Origin of the sequence: Actinomadura nitritigenes, assembly GCF_017573545.1 — a bacterium.
Classification (GTDB): Bacteria; Actinomycetota; Actinomycetes; order Streptosporangiales; family Streptosporangiaceae; genus Spirillospora; species Spirillospora nitritigenes.
Window position 1 is genome coordinate 301367 of sequence record NZ_JAGEOK010000001.1, and the last position, 24643, is coordinate 326009.

The window sequence follows — 24643 nt, forward strand, 5'->3', positions numbered from 1 at the left end:
CCGTTCAGCGGGACGCGGCGGTGACCGCGACCGGGACGTTCGGGCCGCGCTCCGGCCGGGCGACCAGCAGCCGGTGAGCGGTCGTGGCGGGGCCGAGCGGCCCCCGCGCCCGCGGGACGAGCCCGGACGCGGCGGCGGCGAGGTAGTACCAGCGGCCCGACGGCGACTGCCACCAGGTGCCCGACACCGGGCGCCGGGCGTCGCAGGGGCCGGTGTCGTGCGGCCGGTCGGCGACGAGCGTGGACGCGCCGGCCCGCCCGCCGCCGGCATAGGTCGTCCGGGTGCAGAACCAGCCGGCGGGCGCGCCGCCGTGCGGGAGCGTCCCCGACCAGAACTCCCAGGCCATGGCGTCGGTGACGGGGCGGCTCCGCGGCGGTTCGAGGCAGCCGAGGCGGTTCCAGGTCCGCACCGCGCCGGGGCCGAGGCGGGCGGGCGCGTCGGGCGGCCCGCCGGGCGCGTGGTCGGGCGAGTGGTAGGTGAGGACGGTGGCGCGCGGGCCGCCGAGGTAGCCGAGCGTGCGGTCGCCGAGGTGGAAGAGCGGGCCGCGCCCGCAGGGGGTGGCGGCGGGCGCGGGCGCGACGACGCCGTCGCGGACGGGCAGGGCGGCGCCCGCGAGGGTGCGGGGCGCCGGTTCCCAGGGGGCGAGGAGGTAGCGTCCGCCGCCGAGGGCGATCGGGGCGGACGGGTCGGTGCCGGCGGTGACGACGTCCAGGCCGGGCGGGATATAGCGGGCGACGCGGTCGCCGCGCCGCATCAGCGCGAGCGGCGCGCCGCCCGCGTGCCCCGCGTAGAGGAGCTGGGCGGTGCCGCCGCCGGGGCTCCGGTCGCCCTTGGCCGCCGCCCATGCGGCGGCGGCGCGGTCGAGGAACGCGCGGTCGCCGGTGAGGTCGCCGCGGGCGGGCCAGGCGTCCAGGGTGCGGGCGCCGCGCGTCCAGGCGGACGGCGGGGCCGAGGCGAGCCGCAGGCCCGGGGCGGCGGCGTCCGGCCGTCCCGAACCGGTGTGGATCAGCACGCCGAGCAGCGCGGTGGTGAGCGCGGCGGCGGTCGCCAGCGGCAGCACCGAGCGGGTCCGGACGGGGCGCAGGTGCGCCGGGTCGAACCGCTCGGCGCGGCGCGGGACGGGGATCGAGACGGCGCAGGCGGCGTCGATGACGGGCCAGGGGTCGCGCACCCGCAGCTCCCGGAGCTGGTCGCGGACGGCGTACTTCGGCAGGCCCTCGATGCGCAGCAGCACGTAGGCGACCCGGACGTAGGGGTCGAGCTCGGCGAGCGCGGCGGTCAGCGCCGGGTCGGGCAGCCGCGCGGGCAGCGCGCGCAGCCAGGGGCCGAGGCCGATGTGCAGGCGGCGGGCGGGGCGCAGCGCGCGGCGCAGCACGCGGGTGCGGCGGCGGGCGAGGCCGGGGGCGGTGCGGTCGCGCGGACCGCGGGCGGTGGCGTCCACGATCCGGCGGGCGACCGCCAGCCGGTAGACGCGCTTTCCGCGGCCCGGAAGAACGAAATACGCCATCCGAACGAGATTTCCGTAATGCGATTTCCTGGGCGGCGATTCCTGCGCCGGCTGCGCGATGACGTCCTCCGTCACGGCGGGCCCCTCCCCCTTCCGTCCCCGGGCGCGGCGTTCCTCGCACCGCGGAGACCGAGGTTATGCGGCACCGGCGCGCACTGGAGCGGAATTGGGGCAACGATGAGCAAGGCCAAAAGAAATGTCATCCTATTTCCGCACGGATAAGGCGCAGAGCCCCAGACGCCGCCCCGCCGATCACCGGGCGGCTGTCGGGGCACCCGACCATCGTGACGGTGCTGGACACGGGGATGACCCGGTCCGGACGCCCCTACATCGCGATGGAGTACTTCGAGCACGGCGCGCTCACCGACCGGCTCGCCCGGGAGGGGCCGCTGCCGGTCGCCGAGGCGCTGCGCATCGGGGTGAAGATGGCCGGCGCGCTCGCCCTGTCGCGCGGCGGCGGCCACGACGAGCCGCCCGACACGAACGGGACGGCGAGCACGCCCGCCGCGTCGGGTCAGCAGGGCGGCGGGAACGCTCCGCCGACCGCCGCGCTGCGGCTGCCGAAGGGCAGGGCCGCGGACGTGGCGTGGTCGGCGCCCCGCGTGCGTGCACGACAAGGCGCGTCCCGCGTCATGGCCGCAGGGCGTCCGCGTACGCCGGGACGGTGATGTTGCGGCCGGACACGACCACGACCGGCCGTCCGGTGATCTCGACCTTGCCGGCCAGCACCGCCGCGACGCCCGCCGCGCCCGCGCCCTCGGCGACCAGGCCGTGCTCGGCGAACAGCCAGCGCAGCGCGGTGCGGATCTCCGCGTCGGTGACGGCGGTCAGCGTCGCGTCCGCCCCGATCACCTCCGGCGTCACGCAGCCGGCCTCCAGGTTCCCCGGCAGCCCGTCGGCGAACGTCTCGCCGACCTCCACCTCGACGACCCGCCCGGCGGCGACCGACGCCGACACGCCACGCGACACCGCCGACTCCACCCCGACGATCCGCACGCCGCCGCGCTCGCGCGCCCACATGCTGAGCCCGGCGAGCAGCCCGCCGCCGCCGACCGGCGCGATCACCGTGAGCGGGCCGTCCGCCTGCGCGTCCAGCTCCCGGCCGATGGTGCCCTGCCCCGCGATGACCGCCGGGTCGTTGTAGGGCGAGACGTAGTGGCCGGGCAGCGTCATCGCGTGCGCCTCGGCCTCGTCGTAGGTGTCGCCGTGCAGGACGAGCCGGACCGGGAACGCGCCGATCCGATCCACCTTCACCTCGGACGCCCGCCTCGACACGACCACCGTCACGTCCGCGCCCGACCTCGCCGCCGCGTACCCCATCCCGAGGCCGTGGTTGCCGGCGCTCGCGGTGACGGCCGGCGCGCCGTCCGGCAGCGCCGCCACGGCGGCGAGCGCGCCGCGCACCTTGAACGAGCCGGTCGGCTGGAAGGTCTCCAGTTTCAGCAGCGCGTCCGGTGCCAGGCCGGACGGGACGGCGGGCGTCGGCGCGAGCACCCCGGACACCGCCTCCCAGGCCAGCTCCAGGTCCAGGGAGCCCGGCACGCGGACCTGCCGGGCCGTCACGAGCCGTCCCCCGGCGCTCCGTGCCCCTCCGTCCGGTCCAGCCGCTCGTGCAGCCGGCTCCGGATCTCCTCCGGCGTGTACGCGCGGCGCCGCCGCTCGGAGCGCACGATCACCGCACCGGTCGCCGCCACGCCGAGGAACCCCGCGACGCCCAGCGCCTTCCACAGGCCGGCCCTTCTCCACCACCGCATACGGCTACGGTATCGATCATGCCGGGCACGAGCATCTCCCTCGACGAGGCCGCCGACCTGACCCGCACCGGCGACGTGTGGGTGTTCCGCGGCCGGACGGTCGCCGACCGCGCCATCCAGATGACGACGAACAGCCCGGTGAACCACGTCGGCATGTCGCTGGTCATCGACGACCTGCCGCCGCTGATGTGGCACGCCGAGCTCGGCCGCTCGCTGCCGGACCTGTGGTCGGGCGGCCACCAGCGCGGCGCGCAGCTGCACGACCTGCGCGACGCGGTGCTGACCTGGGGCGACCGTTACGGGCAGCGCGCCTGGCTGCGGCAGCTCGACCCTCCGGTGTCGGGGGCGATGGAGGACGCGGCGCTGCGCGCGGTGGCCCGGCTGGACGGCACGCCGTTCCCGTCCACGTCGCGGCTGGCGTCGCGGTGGCTGCGCGGCCGGGTCCCGATCCGCCGCCCGGCCGAGCGCGACACGAACCTGGAGACGGCGTTCTGCGCGGAGATCGTCGCGGTGACGTACCAGGCGATGGGGCTGCTGCCGAAGGGCCGCCGCCCGAACTGGTTCGACCCGGGCCGGTTCTGGAGCGGCGACGACCTGGACCTGGAGTCGGGCGCGGTCCTCGGCGGCGAGATCGCCGTCAGCCTGCCCGCGCGTCCCTAGCGCGGCGGTCGCGCAGCGACCGGGGGGCAGGCGGCGGCGGAGGCGCCCGGCCCTCGCGGTGACGAGGCGTCCGAGCCGGTCGATGTGGTGCCAGGCCCGGTCGGCGTCGCCCGGGTCCGCGTCTCCGCGTCCACCCCGCCGCTCTCGGTCGTCAACTGCACCCCCGGACGGTCGGCGCGGGGAACGACCCTGTTCACGCGACGGTGGGCGTGATGTGGATCATCGTCAGCCGAGCGGCAGGTCCAGGCTCGACGGCGACCGGACGGTGACCGTGGACCCCGGCACGTCGGCGTCGCCGTAGAGCGGGTCCTTGGTGTCGACGACGAGCATGAGCCGGTGCCCGGCCGGCACGTCGTAGGCGGCGGCCTGGAGCCGGATCGGGACCTCGACGGTCTTGCCTGGTGCGGCCTTGAGCAGGGTGTAGGCGTTCTGGCCGATGAGACGGCCGGTCCCGGCGGCGTCCACGTCGTACAGGTAGGAGACCAGCGTCGCGGACTTCGCGGACGGCGTCACCGACAGGGTCAGGTCAGGGATCCCGCGCACGCGCCGGGTCGCGGTGAGGACGGGCGTGGTCCAGACCCCGGCGGCCCACCGGGAGATCTGCGCGGTGGCGACCTGGTTGGGGATGCCGAACGTCTGGAGCCCGTTGCTGATGATCGGCAAGCCGGCGGTGGCACCGCTGTCCGCGCCCGCCGGAAGCGGCTTGGCCCAGCCGGCCGGGGCCGCGGCGCCAAGCGAGCCGGCGGCGCCGAGGTCAAGGTGCTCGGTCCGCTTCGTCATGGACGCGACGGTCCGGTACCTCTCGACCGTGCGGGTCCAGGCGGTCTCGGAGGAGATCGCGGGCTCGCGGTCGATGCCGTTGCGCGCGCCGGTGAGGTAGCGGTCGAACCAGCGCTGCGCGTCGTCCCAGGTCCGCGAGGGGACGCCGAGGAGGCCGGTCGCGTTCGCGGTGGCGTGGTCGCCGATCGACAGGTCGAGGCGCTTCGGGCCGGTGAGCCCGGTGAAGTGGGCGAGGAGCTGGTTGGGCGGGAAGAGCGTCTCGCCGTAGCCGTTGCTCAAGAAGACCGGCACCTTGCGCGCGTTGAGCCGGGCCCGGTAGGTGCCGGGCGAGCGGACGGCGCCCCACGCGAGCAGGTCGGGGATGTTCCGGTTCGCACCGAAGTCGTCCATGATCTGCGCGGTGCGGGGGCTGAACCGGCCGGTGAGCCGCCCGGCCACGTTCAGCAGGGCGTACACCCCCATGTGCCGGGTCTCGTTGGCGTAGAGGGACTGGATCATGTCGCCCCAGGTGTCCATCGCGACGACGGCCGCGACCCTGGTGTCGCGGGCGGCGACCATCTGGCTGATGCCCGAGCCGTAGGACAGGCCCGCCATCCCGATCCTGGCGCGGTCCACGTCGGTGTGGGCGATGAGCCAGTCGATGGCCTTGGAGCCGTCCGCCCAGTCGTCCGGCCCTGCCACGTCGATGCCTCCGCCGGAGTCGTAGAAGCCCCGCGCGGTGTAGCTGAGGACGATGTAGCCCTTGTCGGCGAGCTTCGCGGCCTGCGCGATGTACTCGTGGTCCTCCAGCGACCAGCTGGAGATGAACACCACGGCCGGGTGCGGTCCCGGCGTGCGCGGGACGAAGACGTTGCCGTCGAGCTTCACCCCGCCGGTGCTCGGGACGGCGATCTCCCGGTAGTCGTACGGGACCGCCGCCCGCCGCACCGTTCCGGCGCTCGCAGTCGCGGTGGGCGCCGCCACCGCGAGCACGCCCCCGAGGACGCCGCTGAGCCCGAGCGCCGCGGCCTTCCGTCCGATCACTGACCGCTCCTCGCCCCAGTAAGTGGATACTGACCAAGAGAACGGCGTTCAGCATGGCAGAGCCGACCGGGGTTGTCACGGGCGATCCACCCCTCATTGGGACGAGTCGTCCAATGTCGGTAGCGGCGGTCATCACCTGATCCCGAGCGTCGCGAACCGAACGCGAACGTTATCCCCGACGTCCTAATGTTGGGCATCCCCGACCGACGACCCCGAGGTGGACGTGGAACACGCAAGCATCGCCGACCTGTGGAACCGGGTGACGGGAACGCAGCCGGACCCCCCGTGGTGGCTCGTCGTCCTCGTCGGCGCCGTCGCGCTCGCCGCGGTGCTGCACGGCCCCACCTGGCGGGTCGCGCGCAACACGGTGACGATCGCGCACGAGGGCGGGCACGCGCTGATCGCCCTGCTCACCGGCCGCAAGCTGGACGGCATCAAGCTGCACTCCGACACCTCGGGCGTCACCGTCTCGCGCGGCAGGCCGCACGGCCCCGGAATGATCTTCACCGCGATGGCCGGGTACGTGACGCCGCCGCTGCTCGGCCTGTTCTTCGCGCTGCTGCTCGCCGCCGGCCGCATCACGCTGATGCTCTGGTTCACCCTCGCCCTGCTCGCCGCGATGCTCGTGATGATCCGCAACGCCTACGGCGCGCTGTCGGTCGTCGCGACCGGCGCGGTCGTCTTCCTGGTGTCGTGGTTCGGCGGCGCCGAGGTGCAGGCCGGCTTCGCCTACCTCGCCGCGTGGTTCCTGCTCCTCGCCGCGACCCGGCCGGTGATCGAGCTGCAGCGGATGCGCGCCCGGCACATGGCGCCGAGCTCCGACGCCGACCAGCTCGCGCACCTCACCGGCGTCCCGGGCCTGGCGTGGGTCACCCTGTTCGGCGCCACCGCGCTCGTCGCCCTCCTCGCCGGCGGCGCCCTCCTCTTCCCCGACGTCTCCCTCCACCTCCCCGGCCGGTGAGCCCGCCTCCCGCCGCGCGAGCCGCCCGCTTCCAGGCCGCCCACCAGGCGGCTCCCGGTCGCGGCCGGGGGAACGTGACGCTGGGAATGTCGGACGGGGCGGATAGTTTCGGGGGGTGAGCGGTCGATGGGATCGGGGGCGGGTCGCCGCGCTGGCGCCGGACACGGCGTCCGCGAAGGCGGCCGGCGGCATCGCCCGGCCGGCCCGGTGGGGCGGGACGGGCTGCGACGACGAGGCCGTCTGGGGCGAGTGCCAGGGCAGCGGCGGCAGTGTCTACCGGGCGTGCGCCGACCTGGCCGGGCCGGCGTTCCGCTGCACGTGCCCGAGCCGCAAGGTCCCGTGCAAGCACGTCCTCGGGCTGCTGCTCCTGTGGTCGGACGGGACGGTCGCGGCCGGGGCGCGTCCCGGCTGGGCGGCCGAGTGGATCGAGCAGCGCCGCGACCGGGCCGGGAAGGCGCACGAGCGCAAGGCGGCGGGGGCGGCCAAGGCGCGTGACCCGAAGACGGTGGAGCGGCGCGAGCGGCGGGTCGAGGACGGGCTCGCCGAGCTCGACCAGTGGCTCCGCGACCAGGTGACGCACGGGCTCGCGCAGGCGGAGAAGGCGCCCTACGGACTGTGGGACGACGCCGCGCGCCGGCTCGTCGACGCGCAGGCCGGCGCGCTGGCGGGGCAGGTCAGGGCGCTCGCGGCGATCCCCCGGCAGCCGGGCTGGCCCGACCGGCTGCTGGAGGAGTACGCGCTGCTGCGGCTGCTCGTCCGGGCCTACCGGCGGCGCGACGAGCTGCCCGGCGGCCTGCGCGACACCGTGCGTTCGCGGGTCGGGTTCACCGTCGCGCAGGACGACGTGCTCGGCCACGGGGAGCACGTCCGGGACCGCTGGTGCGTGACGGGGGCGCGGGACACCGTGCAGGACCAGCTCACCACCCGCCGGATCTGGCTGCGGGGGCGCGAGAGCGGGCGTCCGGCGCTCGTGCTGTCGTTCGCCGCGCCCGGCGCCGCCCTGGACTCCTCGCTGGTCGTCGGCACGGAGGTCGAGGCCGAGCTGGCCTTCTACCCGGGGGCACGGCCGCTGCGGGCGCTGGTCGCCGACCGCCACGGCCCGGCCGTCCCGGCGACGCCCGGCGGGACGTCCGTCGCCGGGTTCCTGGACGAGCACGCCGCGGCGCTGGCGAGCGACCCGTGGCTGGAGCGCTGGCCCGCGACGCTGGACGGGGTGCGGCTCGCCCGCGGTGAGGGCGGGGGCCTGCACGTGGTCGACGAGGCGGGCGACGCGCTGCCGCTGCGGACGGCCGATCCCTGGCGGCTGCTCGCGGTGTCCGGCGGCGGGCCCGTCACGCTCGCCGGGGAGTGGACGCCGGAGGGGCTCCGGCCGCTGACCGCCTGGCAGGCCGACGAAGGGGCCGTGCCGCTGTGACCGGCTGGAACGAGCACGTCACCGCGGCGCTCCTCGGCACCGAGCGCCGCGACCCGCCCGTCCTGCCGGAGGCGCCGGACGGCCCCGGCACCGACAAGGCGGGCCGGCTGCTGGACCAGGCCGCGCTGCTGACCGTCGCGCGGCGGGCCGGGCGCGTCCCCGGGCGCGGAGCCGCCGAGGTGATCGCCCCGGCGCCCGCCGAGGAGGCGCCGGTCGTGCCGCCCGCGGCGGCCGACCGGCTCGGCCGGATCCTGCGCGGCGAGTACGTCCAGGTGCTGCCCGAGTGGCTGGACGCGGCGGCGGCGCGCGGGCTGCGGGTGCCGGCGCGCCTGCTGCCCGACCTGCTCGAACGCGGCCGGGGCGACCGGATGCTGCGGCCGTCGATCAGCCGCGCGGCCGGGCGGCGCGGCGTGTGGCTGGCGCTGCGGAACACCGACTGGGCGTACCTGGTCGGGGCGGGCGGCGATCCGGGCGGCGGCGCCGAGGTATGGGAGACCGGCACCCGCAACCAGCGGGCCGCGCACCTGACCGCGCTGCGCCGCACCGATCCCGCCGCCGCCCGCGAGGCGCTGCGGGAGACGTGGGCGAAGGAGCCCGCGCCCGACCGCGCCGCGTTCCTCGGCACGTTCCGGACCGGGCTGTCGCCCGACGACGAGGAGTTCCTGGAGTCGGTGCTGGAGGACCGCGGCAAGGACGTCCGGCAGCTCGCCGCCGACCTGCTCGCCCGGCTGCCCGGCTCCCCGTACGGGGAGCGGATGGCCGCGCGCGCCCGCTCCTGCCTGGTCCCGCGGGTGCGCACCGTGCGGGGCCGCGAGCAGACGTGGATCATGGTCGAGCCGCCGGCCGCGCACGACGAGGACCTGGCGCGCGACGGGGTCCCGTTCCATCCCGGCGGGTCGTTCGCGCCCGGCGGCGGAGGGCGCCCGGTGGGGACGCGGGCGGCCTGGCTGCGCGAGATCCTCGCCCGCACGCCGCTCGGCACCTGGACGGACCTGTTCGGGCTGCCGCCGATGGAGATCGTGTGCCTGCCGGTGGCGGCGGCCGGGGCGGCCGAGGGGCGGCCCGGCCGGGACGAGCACGACGGCGACGCCCGCGACGTGCACATCGGGTGGGCGCGTGCCGCGCTGAAGCAGCAGGACGCCGCGTGGGCGCGCGCGCTGCTGAAGGGCGGCGTCATGGTGGACGAGCCCGGCGCGCTCGCCGACCTGCTGGCGGTCCTGCCCGCCGGCGAGCGGGACGCCGCGGCGGCGGGGCTGATCCGCTGGGTGGAGGGCCGCTCCGAGCTGCCGCCCATCCTGGAGCGGGTGCCCGGGCCGTGGACCGGCGACCTCGCGGCCGCCGTGGTCGGCACGCTCGCCGCGTCCGCCGGGCGGCCCGCCTCCACCCGCCGCGACGAGCACGCCCTGACCCAGCTGTGCCGGCTCGCCGAGCAGCGCCTCGACCCGTCCGCCGCGTCCCGGCTGGAGGAGCTGCTCGCCCGGCGCCCGGCCGAGGAGCCGGGGCGGGCCCTGCCGCGGGCCGTCCCGGCCCTGATCACCACCCTGCGCTTCCGCGACGAGATGCTGAAGGAGCTCGCCCCGTGACCGAACCCGTGACCGGAGATCCCGTGCCCGCCGGGGTGCTGCGCCCGCACGCCGAGCAGGAGTACGCCGGCGAGCTGGCCCGGCTGGCCGAGCACGACGACCGGCCCCGGCCGCCGGGCTGGCGGCTGTCGCCGTGGGCCGTCACGACGTACCTGCTCGGCGGGGAGCTGCCCGACGGCACCGTGGTCTCGCCGAAGTACGTCGGCCGGCGGCGGCTGATGGAGGTCGCGGTGGCGACGCTGGCGACCGACCGGGCGCTGCTGCTGCTCGGCGTGCCCGGCACCGCGAAGACGTGGGTGTCGGAGCACCTCGCCGCGGCGATCAGCGGCGACTCGACGCTGCTGGTGCAGGGGACGGCCGGGACGGCGGAGGAGGCGATCCGCTACGGCTGGAACTACGCGCGGCTGCTCGCGGAGGGGCCGTCGGAGAAGGCGCTGGTGGAGAGCCCGCTGATACGGGCGATGCGGCGCGGGTCGGTGGCGCGGATCGAGGAGCTGACCCGGATGCCGTCCGACGTCCAGGACGCCCTGATCACGGTGCTGTCGGAGAAGACGCTGCCGGTCCCGGAGCTGAGCACCGAGGTGCAGGCGCGCAAGGGCTTCACGGTCATCGCGACCGCGAACGACCGCGACCGGGGCGTGAACGAGCTGTCCAGCGCGCTGCGGCGGCGGTTCAACACGGTGGTGCTGCCGCTGCCCGACACCGTCGAGGACGAGGTGGACATCGTGGCCCGCCGCGTCGACCGGATCGGCGCGCCGCTGGAGCTGCCGCAGGCCCCGGCGGGCCTGGAGGAGATCCGGCGGGTCGTCACCGTGTTCCGGGAGCTGCGCTCGGGGCTGACCGCCGACGGCCGCACGAAGCTGAAGTCGCCGAGCGGGACGCTCAGCACCGCCGAGGCCATCTCGGTGATCACCAGCGGGCTGGCGCTCGCCGCGCACTTCGGCGACGGGGTGCTGCGGGCGGCGGACGTGGCGGGCGGGCTCGTCGGCGCCGTCGTCCAGGACCCGGTGTCGGACCGGGTGGTGTGGCAGGAGTACCTGGAGGCCGTCGTGCGGGACCGGCCCGAATGGCGGGACTTCTACCGCGCCTGCCGGGAGGTGTCTTGACGGCCGGACGGGTCGAGGTCTTCGGGATCCGCCACCACGGTCCCGGTTCGGCGCGCGCGCTGCGCGGCGCGCTGGAGGAGTACGGTCCCGACGCGGTCCTGATCGAGGGGCCGCCGGAGGCCGACGGGATCGTGGAGCTGGCCGGCGACCCCGGCATGGTCCCGCCGGTCGCGCTGCTGGCCTACTCCCCCGCGGGCCCGTCCGGCGGCGCGGCGGAGAAGGGCGACCGGAAGGCCGCGTTCTGGCCGTTCGCGGAGTTCAGCCCGGAGTGGCAGGCGATCCGGTACGGGCTGGCGGCGGGCGCGGCCGTCCGGTTCTGCGACCTGCCCGCCGCGCAGCAGCTCGTCCCGCCCGAACCGGACGGCGCCGACCCCTCCGGCACCGGACCGGACGGCACCGGACCCGGCGGCGAGGAGTCCGGGGACGAGGCGGCGGGCGCCGCGCCGCCGGAGGACATCCGGCTGGATCCGCTCGGGACGCTGGCCAAGGCGGCGGGCTACGACGACGCCGAACGCTGGTGGGACGACGTCGTCGAGCACCGCCACGAGGGCCCCTCGCCGTTCCCCGCGATCGCCGAGGCCATGGCCGAGCTGCGCGAGCGGGTGGAGCCGTCCCGGGCCGACCGCCGCGAGGAGCAGCGCGAGGCCCACATGCGCCGGACCGTGCGCCGCGCCCTCAAGGAGGGGTTCGAGCGGGTCGCGGTGGTCTGCGGCGCCTGGCACGTCCCGGCACTGCGCGCGAAGGTCCCCGCGACGCACGACGACCGGACGCTGCGCGGGCTGCCGAAGACGAAGGTCGCGATGACGTGGGTGCCGTGGACGCACGGGCGGCTGGCGGGCCGCTCCGGGTACGGCGCGGGCGTCCGCTCCCCCGGCTGGTACCACCACCTGTTCGCGGCGCCGGACCGGCCGGTCGAGCGGTGGCTCGCCGCCGCAGCGCGGCTGCTGCGCGAGGAGGACCTGCACGTCTCGTCCGCCCACGTGATCGAGGCGGTCCGGCTGGCGGAGGCGCTCGCCGCGCTGCGCGGCCGCCCGCTGGCCGGGCTCGACGAGGTCACCGAGGCGACCCGCGCGGTGCTGTGCGAGGGCGCGGAGGCGCCGGTCGAGCTGATCCGCGAGCGGATGGTCGTCGGGGAGCGGCTCGGCGCCGTCCCGGACCGGACGCCGATGGTGCCGCTCCAGCGCGACCTGCAGGCCGAGCAGCGGCGGCTGCGGCTCCGGCCGTCCGCGCTCGGCAAGGAGCAGGACCTCGACCTCCGCAAGCCCACCGACCTGGAGCGCAGCCGGCTGCTGCACCGGCTCCGGCTGCTCGACGTCGACTGGGGCGTGCCCGCGGAGAGCCGGTCGAAGGGGACGTTCCGGGAGACGTGGACGCTGGTGTGGCGGCCCGAGTTCGACGTCGAGCTGATCGAGGCGAGCGCGTGGGGCACGACCGTGCGGGACGCGACCGCGGCCCGCGCGGAGGCGATGGCCTCCGGGGCCCGGACGCTGCCGGAGCTGACGTCCGTCGCGGAGCGCTGCCTGCTCGCCGACCTCGGCGACGCGCTGCCGACGGTGATGCGCGCGCTCGCCGACCGGGCCGCGCTCGACACCGACGTCGCGCACCTGATGGCGGCGCTGCCCGCGCTCGTGCGCGCGCTCCGCTACGGCGACGTGCGCGGCACCGCGACGGGCCCGCTGCGCACCGTGGTCGACGGCCTGGTCGTCCGGGTGTGCGTCGGCCTGCCGCCCGCCGTGTCGGGCCTCGACGACGACGCCGCCCGCGACTTCCTCGGGCACGTCGACTCCGTCCACGGCGCCCTCGCCCTGCTCGCCGACGAGTCTCACCTCGAGCGCTGGCGCGCGGCCCTGACGGCCCTGATCGCCCGGCCCGAGACCCTCCACGGCCTGCTGGAAGGCCGCGTCACCCGGCTGCTGCTGGACGCGGGCCGGCTGGACGACGTCCCCGCCCGGATGGCGCGCGCCGTGTCGGTGGGCGCCGCGCCCGCCCGCGCCGCCGCCTGGGTCGAGGGGTTCCTGTCCGGCGGCGGGCTCGTCCTCGTGCACGACGAGGAGCTGCTCCGGCTGGTCGACGGCTGGATCGCCGGGCTGCCCGCCGACGCGTTCACCGACGTCCTGCCGCTGCTGCGCCGCACGTTCGGCGCGTACGCCGCCGCCGAGCGGCGCGCGATCGGCGAGCGGGTCCGCCGGGCCGGGGCCGCGCCCGCCGGACCGTCCCGCCCGTCCGGCGACGACCTCGACGGGAAGCGCGCGGCGCCCGCCGTCGCGACGGCGCTGCGCGTCCTCGGCTGGGGGGCACCGTGAGCGGAGGCACAGAGATCGACGGCCCTGAGAACGACGGCACCGTGAACGACGGCCCGGAGCGGATGCGCCGCTGGCGGCTGGTGCTCGGCGGCGAGCGAGCCGACGGCACCGGGGTGTCGCTGACCGGCGACGACGCCCGGATGGACGCGGCGCTGGAGAAGCTCTACGGGGCGGGCGACGCCGGCGGGGGCCGGCCCCGGCCGGGCCGCCGCGGAGCCGGGCTCGGCGACTCCGCCCCGTCGGTCGCCCGCTGGCTCGGCGACATCCGCGCCTACTTCCCGTCCACGGTCGTCCAGGTGATGCAGAAGGACGCGATCGAGCGGCTCGACCTCACCCGGCTGCTGCTGGAGCCGGAGATGCTGGAGGCCGTCGAACCGGACGTGCACCTGGTCGGGACGCTGCTGTCGCTGAACAAGGTCATGCCGGACCGGGCGCGGGAGTCGGCGCGGGCCGTCGTCCGGAAGGTCGTCGACGAGCTGGAGCGGCGGCTCGCGCAGCGGACCCGCTCGGCGGTCGGCGGCGCCCTCGACCGGTCCGCGCGGGTGCGGCGGCCGAAGCGGCTCGCGGACGTCGACTGGGACCGGACGATCCACGCGAACCTGCGGCACTACCTGCCCGAGCACGGCACGCTCGTGCCGGAGCGGATGATCGGGTACGGGCGGCGCCGGCAGGCGGTGCAGCGGGACGTGGTCCTCGCGATCGACCAGAGCGGCTCGATGGCGGCCTCGGTGGTGTACGCGAGCGTGTTCGGCGCCGTGCTGGCCTCGATGCGGTCGCTGCGGACGTCGCTGGTGGTGTTCGACACCGCCGTCGCCGACCTGACCGACCAGCTGCACGACCCGGTCGAGGTCCTGTTCGGGACCCGGCTCGGCGGCGGCACGGACATCAACCGCGCGGTCGCGTACTGCCAGGGCCTCGTGACCCGGCCCAACGAGACGATCCTGGTGCTGGTCAGCGACCTGTACGAGGGCGGCGTCCGGGACGAGATGCTGCAGCGGGTCGCGGCGCTGGCGGCGGCGGGGGTGCAGGTCGTCGTGCTGCTGGCGCTGTCGGACGACGGCGCGCCGGCCTACGACCACGACAACGCCGCGGCCCTCGCGGCCCTCGGCGTCCCGGCGTTCGCCTGCACCCCGGACGCCTTCCCGGACCTGATGGCCGCCGCGATCGAGCGGCGCGACCTCGGGGAGTGGGCGGAGCGGCGCTGATCAGGAGGCCCAGATGCCCTGGGCGAGCAGGAGCACCACCAGCGCGGTGAGGGCGGCGTGCCCGGCGAGCGCGGCCGGCTCCACGGGGACCAGCGCGCCCCACGCCGCCCACATCGCGACGCGGACGACCCGCGCGCCCACGACCGTCCACGCCGCCGCCCGGCTGCCCCGCCACGCGACGATCACCGCGACCAGCGTGACGATCGCGACCAGCGTGAACGAGGCCGCGACCACCGGCAGGAGCCCGCCCCGGTGGCCGGTGCTGAGCGACGGACGGGCGATCAGGATCGCCAGCGCGACGACGTCAAGCGCGGCGAGCAGCGTCGCGAGCACCAGACCGGTGACGACTCCCGGGCCACGCCGCAGCCGCCGGTACGTCCGCGCGGGCGGCGCCTGCGGGCCCGGAGGCGCCGGCCGCCCGCCGTCACCGAACGGCGCCGGGTGGCCGGCCGGCTCTTGAAGGCCCGGGGGCCCTTGAGGCACGGGAGGCCGCTGGTATTCGAGGGGCTGCGAGTAACCGGAGGGACCGGAGTGCTCGGACGACGCCCGGTAGGACGCGGACTCCGCGCCCTGCCCCTGTCCTCCCGCGGCGCCCCACGTCGCCGGCGCGCTGGGACCGGGCGGGCGGCCAGGGGCGGCGGCCTCGGTCGAACCGGGGCCGGTGCCGAAGCCGGCGGCGGTCGGCGCTTCCGCGGCGCCGTACGCGCCGGGCGGAGATCCCGTGGCGCCCTCCCCGGGCACGGACCCGGCCTGCGCCGGCCCGGCCTGTGCGGCTCCAGGTAGGGCGGCTCCGGGCAGGGCGACGCCAGGCGAGGCGGGGCCAGGCGGGGTCGCGCTGGAAACGGGCGGACCGTGCTGGGCGCCCTGGGGAGGGGTGGGGCCGGGCCGGGCGGCGCCCGTCCAGGTCGCGGTCGGGGGTTCGGGCAGGGCCGCCGTGGCGGGGGCGGCGGACGGGTCGGGGCGCGGGTGCGGCGGGCCCGGACGGTCGCCGAGGAGGCGGAGCAGGACGTCCTCGGAGGTGGGGCGGGCCTTGGGGTCCTTGGCGAGGCAGCCGGCGGCGACCTCGGCGATCGGGCCCGGCAGCGCGCCGAGGTCGGGCGTCTCGTGCATGATCCGGTACATCACGGCGGGCAGCGCGCCGCCCGCGAACGGATCGCGGCCGGTGGCGGCGAACAGCAGCGTGGCCGCCCACGCGAACAGGTCGGTGGCCGGCGACACCCGTCCCGCGAACTGCTCGGGCGCCATGTAGGCGGGGGTCCCGACGACCTGGCTGGTCATCGTGGCGCCGGCGTCGAAGGCGCGGGCGATGCCGAAGTCGATCACGCGCGGCCCGTCCAGGCCCATCAGCACGTTCTGCGGCTTGAAGTCGCGGTGCACGACGCCCGCGCGGTGGATCGCGGTGAGCGCGGTGACCGTGCCGATCGCCAGCCGGTCCAGGTCGGCGCCGGTGCGCGGGCCCCGCTCGTGCACGAGCTCGCGCAGCGACCGGCCCGGCACGTACTCGCTGACGATGTAGGGGCGGTCGCCGTCCATGTCGGCGGCGAGGACCTGCGCGGTGCAGAACCCCGCGACCCGCTGCAGCAGCGCCAGCTCGCGGACGAACCGGCTGCGCGCGGCGGCGTTGCCGAGCAGCTGCGCGTGCAGAAGCTTGACGGCGACGCGCTGCGGCGCGCCGGGCGGGTGGTCGCCCGCGCCGGCGGGGCGGCCGAGGTAGACCACGCCCTGGCCGCCGGTGCCGAGCCGCCCGAGGATCTCGTAGCCGCCGAGGCGGGTGGGATCCGCGGCGGTGAGGGGAAGCGGGCTCGCCATTGTGACCCCCGTCAGGTCCCGCAATGCCGGCCGCCGGCCGGGCGCAAGAATTCCGTATTCTCCCGGGCACTAATCGGCGCCGCCCGGCATCCAAGAGTATAGGTTCACCGAACCCGGAGCGGGAGACGACGCATGCTCGAGATCAATTCACGAATGGCGCGGGGCCGGATTCCGATCATGGCGGCCGGCGCGCTGGTGCTGGCGGCGGGGACGCTGGCGGGCTGCGGGGACGCGGGGGCCACCATCACCCGGCTGACCGTGGGCTCGCCGGGCCGCGACCCGTACACGCTGGCGGCGAACACCGACCAGGTCAAGGTGGCGGCACGCCCGGCGCGGGGCGGCACGAAGGACGGCGACGCGCCCGGCCTGTACGGCGGGACGCGCCGGATCTCGAGCTGCGACCAGCGCAGGCTCGTCGCGTTCCTGCAGGCCAACCCGGCCAAGGCGCGCGCGTGGGCGGGCGTGCAGGGCATTCCGGCGAGCGACATCCCGCGGTACGTGTCGCGGCTGACGCCGGTGCTGCTGCGCACCGACACCCTCGTGACCAACCACGGCTACCGGGACGGCGGGGCGACGAGCGAGAGCGCCGTGCTCCAGGCCGGTATGGGCGTTCTGGTCAATGGCTACGGCGTTCCGGCGGTGAAGTGCAATTGCGGTAATCCGCTGACCGCGCCGGAGGGCAAGATCAATACCTCGAACGCGCGGTACAGTGGCCGAAAGTGGCCGGGATTCGAGAAGCGGAATGTGACCCGGATCCGGCCGCGGGATTCCCGCAAGGGCACGATCATGGTCTTCGTGCTCGTCGACCCGGGCGCCACGATGGGCTTCGAGCGGCCGCGCGCGACCACGGGCGGCGACGACGGGCCGCCGCAGCCGCTCCCGGCCACCGAGACGGAGCCCGCGGGCGGCACGCCGAGCGACTCCCCGGCGCCGATCGACTCGGGGGACGGATCGTCGGGCTCCCCCGCGCCGGGCGACGGGTCGCCGGCCCCCGGGTCGCCGGAGCCGGGGATCTCCGACCCGGGATCCCCCGCCCCGGGGTCCCCGGGGCCGGAGATCTCGCAGCCGGGGGTGTCGCCCGGCGGCGAACCGGGCACGGGGACCGCGACCGGCACCGGCGATGATGGGTCGGGTGGCACCGGGACCGAAGGCACCGGCGGCGCCGGGACGCCCGGCGACGAGCCGCAGAGCCCGGTGATCTCGATGGCGCCGCCCGGCGGATCGGCGGGGCCGTCCCCGGCCCTCTGATCCGCGCTGCTACATTTGTTCATATGAGCAGTGCTTCAGATGTCATTCCGGCGGAGGCGTGCGCCGTCCGCGTGGTCGACGCGGAGAAGGTCGCCCTCGTCTCCGCGTCGATGCCGGGCGCGGAGGCCGTCGGGGAGCTCGCGCAGGTGTTCGGGCTGCTGTCCGACCCGGGCCGGCTCCGGGTGATCACGGCGCTGCTCGAAGGGGGAGAGATGTGCGTGTGCGACATCGCGGCGTCCTGCGGGCAGTCGGAGTCGTCGGTGTCGCACGCGCTGCGCCTGCTGCGCGCCAACCGCGTGGTCCGGGTCCGCCGGGCCGGGCGGATGGCCTACTACCGGCTGGACGACTCGCACGTCCGGATGCTGCTCGATCTCGCCCTCGCCCACGTCGGCCACGGGGAGGAAGGCGCATGACCGCGAAGCCGGAGAACGAGCCCGACCAGCACGAACACGGCCATGGCCAGGAAATGGGCCAGGGGCACGGACACGGGCACGGGCATGGTCACGGCATCTCCGCCAACGCGGACCGGAGGCTGCTCGGCGGCGCCCTCGCGCTGATCGTCGCCTACATGGCGGGCGAGGTCGTGATCGGCCTGCTGGCCGGGTCGCTCGCGCTGCTCTCCGACGCCGCGCACATGCTGACCGACGCGTTCGCGATCGTGCTGGCGCTGGTCGCGATGCGGATCGCGGCGCGCCCGCCGCAGGGCGGCTTCACGTTCGGGATGCGCCGCGCGGAGATCCTCTCGGCGCAGCTGAACGGGCTGACGCTGATCCTGCTGGCGGCGTTCTTCGTCTACGAGGGCGTCCACCGGCTGATCAGCCCGCCGGACGTCGGCGGGCGGTTCGTGTTCTGGACGGCCCTCGCCGGCATCGCGGTCAACCTGGGCGCGAGCTGGCTGCTGAGCCGCGCGAACCGGACGAGTCTGAACGTGGAGGGCGCGTTCCAGCACATCCTGAACGACCTGTTCGCGTTCGTCTGCACCGCCGTCGCGGGCCTGGTGGTGTGGACGACGGGGTTCGCCCGCGCGGACGCGATCGCGTCGCTGGTGGTGGCCGCGCTGATGCTGAAGGCCGGGTACGGGCTGCTGCGTGACGCGGGGCGGGTGCTGATGGAGGCCGCCCCGGCGGGCATCGACCCGTCCGAGCTGGGCGCGCGGCTGGCGGAGCGGCCGTGCGTCGAGGAGGTGCACGACCTGCACGTGTGGGAGGTCGGGTCCGGCTATCCGGCGCTGTCGGCGCACGTGCTGGTGCACGCGAAGGGCGACTGCCACGCCGTCCGCCGCGACATGCAGGACCTGCTGCGCGCCTCGTACGGGATCACCCACACGACGCTGGAGGTCGATCACGTGGACGGCCCGTCCCGGCACGGCCACTGCGAGGACTCGCACGGCCCCCGGCACGTGGGCGAGGCCGACCAGCCGCACCAGCACGCGGGCTCCACCCCCTGCGACCACTGACCCGCCCCTCGTCGGAGGTGCGCGTCAGAGGTGCGCGTCAGAGGTCGAAGAGCTCGGCGGCGGCGTCCCAGCAGACGGCGCGGAGCCAGTCGTCGCCGAGGCCGAGGGCGGCCAGCGATTCCAGCTGGTGGGCGTAGGCGTACGGGATGTTGGGGAAGTCGGTGCCGAGCAGGATCCGGCCCTCCAGCCCGAGGTCGCGCAGCCGCGGCAGCAGCGCCTCGGGGAACGAGCCCAGGCCGCCCGCGAAGCGGGTGAAGGTCATCGTCGTGTCCAGGTGGACGCCGCCGTACCGGCCGGCGAGGTCGAAGAAGCCGCCGAACTCGGGCGCGCCGAGATGGGCGATGATCGCGGTGAGGCGGGGATGGCGGGCGAGCACCCCGGCGAACGGCTCCGGGCCGGTGAACCCGTTCGCGACCGGGCCGGACCCCGCGTGGACCAGGGCGGGCACCCCGGCGTCGGCGAGGATCCCCCACGCCTCGTCCAGTTCCTTGTCCCGGGGGTCGAACCCGCCGACCTGGAGGTGGACCTTGAACACGCGCGCCCCGGACTCCAGGGCGCGCCGCACGTAGGCGGCGGCGCCCGGCTCGGGGAAGAACGTGGCGGTCTGCAGGCATTCGGGGACGCGGGCGGCGAACTCGGCGCCCCACTCGTTCAGCGACTCGGCCATGCCGGGCCGGTGCGGGTACACCAGCGCGGTGAACGCGCGGACGCCGAGGCCGCGCAGGAACGCGAGCCGCTCCTCCTCCGAATCCCGGTAGCGGATCGGCCACTCCGTGCCGATCAGCGGTCCGGCGTCGTCGAAGTACGCCCAGACCGCGCTCATGAGCCGCGGCGGCATGAAGTGGACGTGCGCGTCGATGATGCCGGGCAGCCCGAGCGCCTGCCAGAACGCGGGGACGGCGGAATCCGAACGGGGTTCAGTCACGTCCCGAACCCTAGCCGGAGGCGGGCGGGCCGCCGCGGGGGCTAGCCGATCGCGGCCAGCAGCGCGGGCAGCGCGGTGCGCAGCTCCCGCCGCCAGTACGGCCAGGTGTGCGTGCCGCGGTAGAAGTGCGTGGAGATCGGGATGCCGAGCTTCTTCAGCTTGCCCGCGAACTCGCGGGTGACCGTGCCGGTGAGCGCCTCGACCACGTCGTGGCCGGTGCCGGGCCTCGGGTCGTAGGGGCCGGGACGCCCGTCGCCCGCGCTGACGTGCAGGTGGACGCCGGCGAGGCGGTCGGCCAGGTCGAACGGGTTGTGCTGCCGCCACACGACGCGCTGCTCGTCGGGGTCGCCCCACACGTCCGTCCAGTCGCGGGCGGGCTCGCCGATCGCGACGGTCAGCTCGACCAGGTCGGCGACGTCCAGGCCGCGCGGGTCGCGGTGGAGGGTGTGCACCGGTCCGCTGAACGACGCGGCGGCGCGGAACAGGCCGCGGTGCCGGGCCGCGTAGGACAGCGCCCCCATCCCGCCGGTTCCATTCCCGGCGACGGCGCGCCCCGTTCCGGCGCGGTATCCGCGTTCGAGTATCTGGCGCAGCTCGGCCAGATGGAACGTCTCCCACTTCGGCGCCCCGCCGTCGCCGCGATTCCACCAGTCGGTGTAATTCCCGCAGCGGCCGCCGTCCGGCATGACGACGATCACCTCGCCGTCCCCGGTCAGCTCCTCGACGCCGCCGTGGTCGGTCCAGGCGGTGTGCCCGGCACCGGAGCCGTGCAGCAGCCACAGCACGGGCCAGGTCCGGGAGGCGTCCCGCGACCAGCCCGGAGGCAGCAGGAGCCGGGCGTGCGCGACGCCGGTGAGGACGGGCGAGCGGACCGCGAGGTCCAGGACGCGGCGGCGGGGCCGGTGCTCGCCGACGACGGTCGCGCCGTCGTCGGCGGGGGCTGCGGACGGGGCGGCGCCCCCGGTGGCCATGGACATATTTTCCGTCCCGGTCATTCAGCTGTGGTTCACCGGTAATGTCCCCACTTCCTCCCATGTTTCAACGTCAAGTAATGGGTTTATAAAGCAGCGGACCCGGATTCCCGGGCGGCCGCCGGGTAGGGTGGCGCGAACGAGTGGAGGGCGACCGAGTCGAGATGCGGAGCAAAGCGGAGCTGGAGTCGGCGATCGGCAAGGGCGGCCGCGCGGTCCTGGTGATCAACTCGCGGTCGCGGCGGGGCCGCCGGCTGTACGGCCGGGCGCGCCGCCTGCTGGACGAGGCCGGGATCGCCTTCGACCAGGTGTTCCCGGTGACCGATCCGACCCGGCTGCGCGACCTGTTCGGCGACGTGCTGGCGCTGGAGCCCGACCTCGTCGTGGTCGGCGGCGGGGACGGGACGGTCGCCGAGGCCGTCGGCCACCTCGCGCACCGCGACATCGCGCTCGGCGTGCTGCCGCTCGGCACCACCAACAACTTCGCGCGCAGCCTGGAGCTGCCGCTGGACCTGCCCGGCGCCGTCCGGACCGTCGCGCTGGGCGGCGCCGGCGGCGGGAAGGTCGCCGACGTGGACGTCGGCTGGTTCGAGAGCACCGGCGACCCGCAGGGCGAGGGGCCGGGCGCCGACCGCGAGCACATCTTCGCGAACATGGTCAGCCTCGGCCTGTCGGTGCAGGTCGCGGGGAAGGTCCCGCACCTGCTGAAGCGGTACCTGGGACGTCCCGCGTACGCGCTGACGGCGGCGGGGCTGCTGCCCCGGCACAAGGCGTTCACGGCCCGCATCACGATCGACGGGGAGACGACGTCCCTCCGGACGCACCAGCTGAACATCGCGAACGGCGCGCACCACAGCGGTCAGCGGATCGCCCGGGACGCGAGCCCCGACGACCGGCTGCTGGCCGTCTACCGGCTGGGCGACGAGCGGCGGCTGAAGCTGGCGTCCGCGACGGCCCGGCACGTGCTGACCGGCCCGTGGCGGACGCTGGAGGAGGACGCGTTCCTCACCACCGCGCACGTGGAGATCGAGACCGATCCGCCGATGCGGGTGGACGTGGACGGCGAGGTCCGCGGCCGGACGCCGGTGACGATCCGGCTGCGCGGCAACGCGCTGCGCGTGATCGTCCCGCAGACGTTCGACGACACCTGATCGCGGACGACGCGGAGGTCTAGCGCTCGTCGGCCATGACGTAGTCGCCGGCCTCCAGGCGCTCGATGAGGCCGCGCGCCCACCGCATGGCCGCGTCGGCGGAGTGCACCCACCAGCCGAGCAGCTCGTGCAGGTGCGCGGGGTCCGTCGGCGCCTCGTACAGCGGCATGACGTTGGCGCGCCGGGCGGCCAGGCCGTCCAGCCGCTGCCGGAGCAGCTCGATCGCCTCCGGGCGGGTCAGCTCGGCCAGGAAGGCGAGCCCGGCCGTCAGCATCTCCGGGTGCCGGATGTCAACCGTGGAGATCGCGCAGCGCAGCAGCCGGAAGAACTCCTCCCGGCCCGCGTCGGTGATCTCGTAGTCGGTGTGCGGCGGCCCGGCGTCGCTCTCCTCCACGTCGTGGGCGAGCAGCAGGCCCTCCTTGGCCAGCTGCCGCAGCGCGTGGTAGATCGAGCCCGGGTTCACGTGGGCCCACTCGTCCGAGCCCCAGGAGATCAGCTCCCGGCGGACCTCGTACCCGTGGGCCCGGCCGAACCTCCGCACCCCGCCGAGGACCAGCAGCCGCGTCGCCGACATCATCACCCTTCCCTGTCCGAGCCGACGTTCAGGGTAGAGCCTGCGGCGCGCGCCGGTGGCACGCCCCCTCGGCGCGCGCGTTGCCACGGTGTTCTTCCCCGGCGGGCACTGGCCGGGCGACGGGGACCGGCCTAGCGTCGTGCCATGGCAGCGGAATGGTGGTCCATCGAGGTGTTCGACGCGTCCCTGCCCGCGTCCGCCTGGCAGCGGTCCTGGCAGGAGACGCTGGCGGAGACCGCGCTGACGTACGGCGCGGTCCACTGGGAGTGGCACGCGCACACGTGGGGCGTCGTCTTCGAGGTGTTCTTCGAGGACGACGGGCAGTGGGAGGCGTGGCGGGCCCTGCCCGTCGTGCGCGCGGCCCTGGACGCCGTGCCGGACCCGGTGAACGGGCTGGTGGTGTACCGGGGCCGCGGCGGGTCGTCCGGGGCCCCGGTCCCCCGGCGGCCGGTCCCGGCGCCGGGCGCCGCGGCGATCGAGGCCGTGCCGCCGGAGCCCGAGCCGATCATCGACCTCACGGCCGCGGGCCTCCCGGACCCCGGCCGTACGGGCGCGGGCGCCGCGGGCGCGGGCTAGGCGCGCAGCTCGGCGAGGTCGGCGGCGGTGAGCGCGAGCCGTACGGCGGCCATGTTCTCCTCCACGTGCGCCGGGGAGCCGGTGCCGGGGATCGCCAGCATCACCGGGGAGAGCGCGAGCAGCCCCGCGAGCAGCACCTGCGGGACGGTGGCGCCGTGGCGCGCGGCGACGGCCTTCACGCGGTCGTCGTCGGGGATGCCGAACCCGCCCAGCGGGAAGTACGGGGCGTAGCCGATGCCGTCGCGCTCGCAGATCGCGAGCAGCTCGGTGTCCGCGGGCAGGGTGATGTCGAACCTGTTCTGGACGGCGGCGACCGGCGCGATCGTCCGGGCCTCCGCGAGCTGCGCCGCGCTGACGTGGCTGAGCCCGAGGTGCCGGATCAGGCCCTCCTCGCGGAGCCCGGCGAGGACCTCGAACCGCTCCCCGATCGGCTCGTCCTGCGGCGACTCGAGGCCGCCGGGACGCAGGTAGACCAGGTCGAGGCTGTCGCGGCCCAGCTCGCGCAGGTTGCGCTCGACCTCGGCGCGCAGCCCGGACGCGGGGAGCTGGCCGCTCGGGTAGGGGTCGTCCGGCGCCCGGTAGGGGCCGACCTTCGTGGCGATGACCAGGCCGTCCGGGTAGGGCGACAGGGCGCTGTGGATCATCTCGTTCGCGGCGAGGCCGGACGGGTGGAAGTAGAACGCGGCGGTGTCGATGTGGTCGGCGCCGAGCTCGACGGCGCGGCGCAGCACCCGGAGGGAGGTGTCCCGGTCGTTGGGGGCGCCGCCGCGGGTGCTCGCCGGCAGCCGCATCGCGCCGAAGCCCATCCGGGAGACCCGCAGGTCGCCGCCGAGGTCGAAGTGGTCGTCACGGGTGATCGGTGTCGTCATGCGTCCCACTGTGCTGCGCCGGTCCCGCCCGGACGAGCCGGTGGCATCTTGCTGCCACCCCGTCCCGCCCGCGTGGCAGACTGGCGGGTGATGACAGCCGACCTGGACCAGAACGTGATCCTGCGCGGCGAGCGGGAGCTGCTCGAGCGGGCGTGGCGGCTGTTCCTGGCGCGCGAGGAGTTCGCGTGCGCCGCGACGGACATGCGCACCTGGGCCATGCCGGAGATCCGGGAGCGGATCGCCGCCGACCGGCGGAGGCTGGTGCCGCGGCCCGCCGCCTACAAGCTGCACAACCCGGCCGCGCTCGCCGACGAGGAGTCCGAGCGCCGGCTGGTGGAGATCGCCAAGGCCGGGGCGAGCGTGCGGATCTGCACGACGCCGCTGCCGCACGAGACGATCATCGTGGACCGCCGGACCGCGATCCTCGCCGGGCCGCCGGAGAACGGGGTGCGCGAGTACACCGTCGTCCGGTCGCCGAGCGTGGTGAAGGGCGTGGTGTCGCTGTTCTGGGCGACCTGGGAGACCTCCGCCGACCTCGCCGACTACCGGCGCGAGCGGCCGCCCGCGCTGAGCGAGGAGAGCCGGCGGATCCTGCGGCTGCTCGCCGGCGGGCTGAAGGACGAGGCCGCGGCACGGCAGCTCGGCATGTCGCTGCGCACCTACCGGCGCCGCGTCGCCGAGATCCTCACCCTGCTGGACGCCGGGTCCCGGTTCCAGGCGGGGCTGCGCGCCCACGAGCTCGGGCTGATCGGCTGACGCCCCCGGGCG

At 76.0% G+C, this 24643-nt stretch carries 23 protein-coding genes; 14 read left to right on the plus strand and 9 right to left on the minus strand.

From position 1 onward, the window contains the following. Positions 1–4: 4 nt before the first annotated feature. Positions 5–1507 (minus strand): hypothetical protein, encoded by a 1503-nt coding sequence (locus tag J4557_RS01170; protein WP_208264408.1) that lies wholly within the window; start codon positions 1505–1507, stop codon positions 5–7. 290 nt (positions 1508–1797) lie between these two features. Here J4557_RS01170 and J4557_RS01175 point away from each other — a divergent pair, with 290 nt between their 5' ends. Next, positions 1798–2175 (plus strand): hypothetical protein, encoded by a 378-nt coding sequence (locus J4557_RS01175; RefSeq protein ID WP_208264409.1) that lies wholly within the window; start codon positions 1798–1800, stop codon positions 2173–2175. On the opposite strand, the gene J4557_RS01180 is transcribed toward J4557_RS01175, so the two are convergent. Beyond that, positions 2138–3070 carry a threonine ammonia-lyase gene (locus J4557_RS01180; protein WP_208264410.1) on the minus strand — a complete coding sequence of 311 codons (933 nt, stop codon included), beginning with the start codon at positions 3068–3070 and terminating at the stop codon, positions 2138–2140. The two genes, J4557_RS01175 and J4557_RS01180, sit on opposite strands and share 38 nt — an antisense overlap. After that, a complete protein-coding gene (locus J4557_RS01185; RefSeq protein WP_208264411.1) occupies positions 3067–3261 on the minus strand; it encodes a hypothetical protein in 195 nt (64 codons plus the stop codon). The genes J4557_RS01180 and J4557_RS01185 overlap by 4 nt, the downstream gene beginning before the upstream one ends. Before the next feature lie 18 nt (positions 3262–3279). Here J4557_RS01185 and J4557_RS01190 point away from each other — a divergent pair, with 18 nt between their 5' ends. Further along, positions 3280–3921, plus strand: coding sequence for a hypothetical protein (locus tag J4557_RS01190; protein WP_208264412.1), 642 nt, complete (start codon positions 3280–3282; stop codon positions 3919–3921). A 225-nt stretch (positions 3922–4146) separates the two neighbouring features. Here the strand turns inward: J4557_RS01190 and J4557_RS51460 are convergent, their stop codons facing one another. After that, positions 4147–5724 (minus strand): CocE/NonD family hydrolase, encoded by a 1578-nt coding sequence (locus J4557_RS51460; protein WP_208264413.1) that lies wholly within the window; start codon positions 5722–5724, stop codon positions 4147–4149. Positions 5725–5947: 223 nt separating this feature from the next. Here J4557_RS51460 and J4557_RS01200 point away from each other — a divergent pair, with 223 nt between their 5' ends. The 6 genes from J4557_RS01200 to J4557_RS01225 all read left to right on the plus strand — a co-directional run bounded on the left by J4557_RS01200 (position 5948) and on the right by J4557_RS01225 (position 14296). Further along, positions 5948–6685 carry a M50 family metallopeptidase gene (locus J4557_RS01200; RefSeq protein ID WP_372442425.1) on the plus strand — a complete coding sequence of 246 codons (738 nt, stop codon included), beginning with the start codon at positions 5948–5950 and terminating at the stop codon, positions 6683–6685. A gap of 115 nt (positions 6686–6800) precedes the next feature. After that, positions 6801–8099: an SWIM zinc finger family protein gene (locus J4557_RS01205; RefSeq protein WP_208264415.1), complete on the plus strand. Its 1299-nt coding sequence runs from the start codon at positions 6801–6803 to the stop codon at positions 8097–8099. Then, positions 8096–9682, plus strand: a complete 1587-nt coding sequence (locus J4557_RS01210) for a DUF5691 domain-containing protein (protein ID WP_208264416.1) — start codon at positions 8096–8098, stop codon at positions 9680–9682. The genes J4557_RS01205 and J4557_RS01210 overlap by 4 nt, the downstream gene beginning before the upstream one ends. Then, on the plus strand, positions 9679–10788 hold the full coding sequence (locus tag J4557_RS01215; RefSeq protein WP_425544042.1) for an ATP-binding protein: 1110 nt from the start codon (positions 9679–9681) through the stop codon (positions 10786–10788). Before J4557_RS01210 ends, J4557_RS01215 begins: the two co-directional genes overlap by 4 nt. Further along, positions 10749–13091, plus strand: coding sequence for a DUF5682 family protein (locus J4557_RS01220; protein WP_208264417.1), 2343 nt, complete (start codon positions 10749–10751; stop codon positions 13089–13091). The genes J4557_RS01215 and J4557_RS01220 overlap by 40 nt, the downstream gene beginning before the upstream one ends. 62 nt (positions 13092–13153) lie before the next feature. Beyond that, a complete protein-coding gene (locus J4557_RS01225; protein ID WP_208264624.1) occupies positions 13154–14296 on the plus strand; it encodes a VWA domain-containing protein in 1143 nt (380 codons plus the stop codon). Here the strand turns inward: J4557_RS01225 and J4557_RS01230 are convergent, their stop codons facing one another. Continuing rightward, the gene (locus J4557_RS01230; RefSeq protein WP_208264418.1) at positions 14297–16105 is read right to left on the minus strand and encodes a serine/threonine-protein kinase; all 1809 of its coding nucleotides are present in this window, start codon (positions 16103–16105) and stop codon (positions 14297–14299) included. A 132-nt stretch (positions 16106–16237) separates the two neighbouring features. On the opposite strand from J4557_RS01230, the gene J4557_RS01235 reads away from it, so the two are divergent. Genes J4557_RS01235 through J4557_RS01245 form a run of 3 tightly spaced genes read left to right on the plus strand, consistent with a single transcriptional unit; the run spans position 16238 to position 18809 of the window. Further along, positions 16238–17353: a DUF6777 domain-containing protein gene (locus J4557_RS01235; RefSeq protein WP_208264419.1), complete on the plus strand. Its 1116-nt coding sequence runs from the start codon at positions 16238–16240 to the stop codon at positions 17351–17353. Between the two features lie 23 nt (positions 17354–17376). After that, positions 17377–17766 carry an ArsR/SmtB family transcription factor gene (locus J4557_RS01240; protein WP_190863600.1) on the plus strand — a complete coding sequence of 130 codons (390 nt, stop codon included), beginning with the start codon at positions 17377–17379 and terminating at the stop codon, positions 17764–17766. Beyond that, positions 17763–18809: a cation diffusion facilitator family transporter gene (locus J4557_RS01245; RefSeq protein WP_243775086.1), complete on the plus strand. Its 1047-nt coding sequence runs from the start codon at positions 17763–17765 to the stop codon at positions 18807–18809. Before J4557_RS01240 ends, J4557_RS01245 begins: the two co-directional genes overlap by 4 nt. A 37-nt stretch (positions 18810–18846) precedes the next feature. On the opposite strand, the gene J4557_RS49145 is transcribed toward J4557_RS01245, so the two are convergent. Further along, entirely contained in the window at positions 18847–19734 is an 888-nt protein-coding gene (locus J4557_RS49145) for an amidohydrolase family protein (protein WP_307799265.1), read from the minus strand. 41 nt (positions 19735–19775) lie between these two features. Continuing rightward, positions 19776–20705, minus strand: coding sequence for an alpha/beta hydrolase (locus J4557_RS49150; protein ID WP_243775087.1), 930 nt, complete (start codon positions 20703–20705; stop codon positions 19776–19778). Positions 20706–20869: 164 nt separating this feature from the next. On the opposite strand from J4557_RS49150, the gene J4557_RS01255 reads away from it, so the two are divergent. Beyond that, positions 20870–21856: a diacylglycerol/lipid kinase family protein gene (locus J4557_RS01255; RefSeq protein ID WP_208264420.1), complete on the plus strand. Its 987-nt coding sequence runs from the start codon at positions 20870–20872 to the stop codon at positions 21854–21856. A 19-nt stretch (positions 21857–21875) separates the two neighbouring features. Here the strand turns inward: J4557_RS01255 and J4557_RS01260 are convergent, their stop codons facing one another. Next, positions 21876–22433, minus strand: coding sequence for a PadR family transcriptional regulator (locus J4557_RS01260; RefSeq protein WP_243775088.1), 558 nt, complete (start codon positions 22431–22433; stop codon positions 21876–21878). Between the two features lie 141 nt (positions 22434–22574). Between J4557_RS01260 and J4557_RS01265 the strand changes: the two genes are divergently transcribed. Continuing rightward, entirely contained in the window at positions 22575–23006 is a 432-nt protein-coding gene (locus J4557_RS01265; protein WP_208264421.1) for a hypothetical protein, read from the plus strand. On the opposite strand, the gene J4557_RS01270 is transcribed toward J4557_RS01265, so the two are convergent. Further along, positions 23003–23875 carry an aldo/keto reductase gene (locus J4557_RS01270; protein ID WP_208264422.1) on the minus strand — a complete coding sequence of 291 codons (873 nt, stop codon included), beginning with the start codon at positions 23873–23875 and terminating at the stop codon, positions 23003–23005. The genes J4557_RS01265 and J4557_RS01270 overlap by 4 nt on opposite strands. Positions 23876–23965: 90 nt before the next feature. Between J4557_RS01270 and J4557_RS01275 the strand changes: the two genes are divergently transcribed. Beyond that, complete coding sequence (locus tag J4557_RS01275; protein ID WP_208264423.1) at positions 23966–24631, plus strand: response regulator transcription factor; 666 nt, start codon at positions 23966–23968, stop codon at positions 24629–24631. Positions 24632–24643 lie beyond the last annotated feature (12 nt).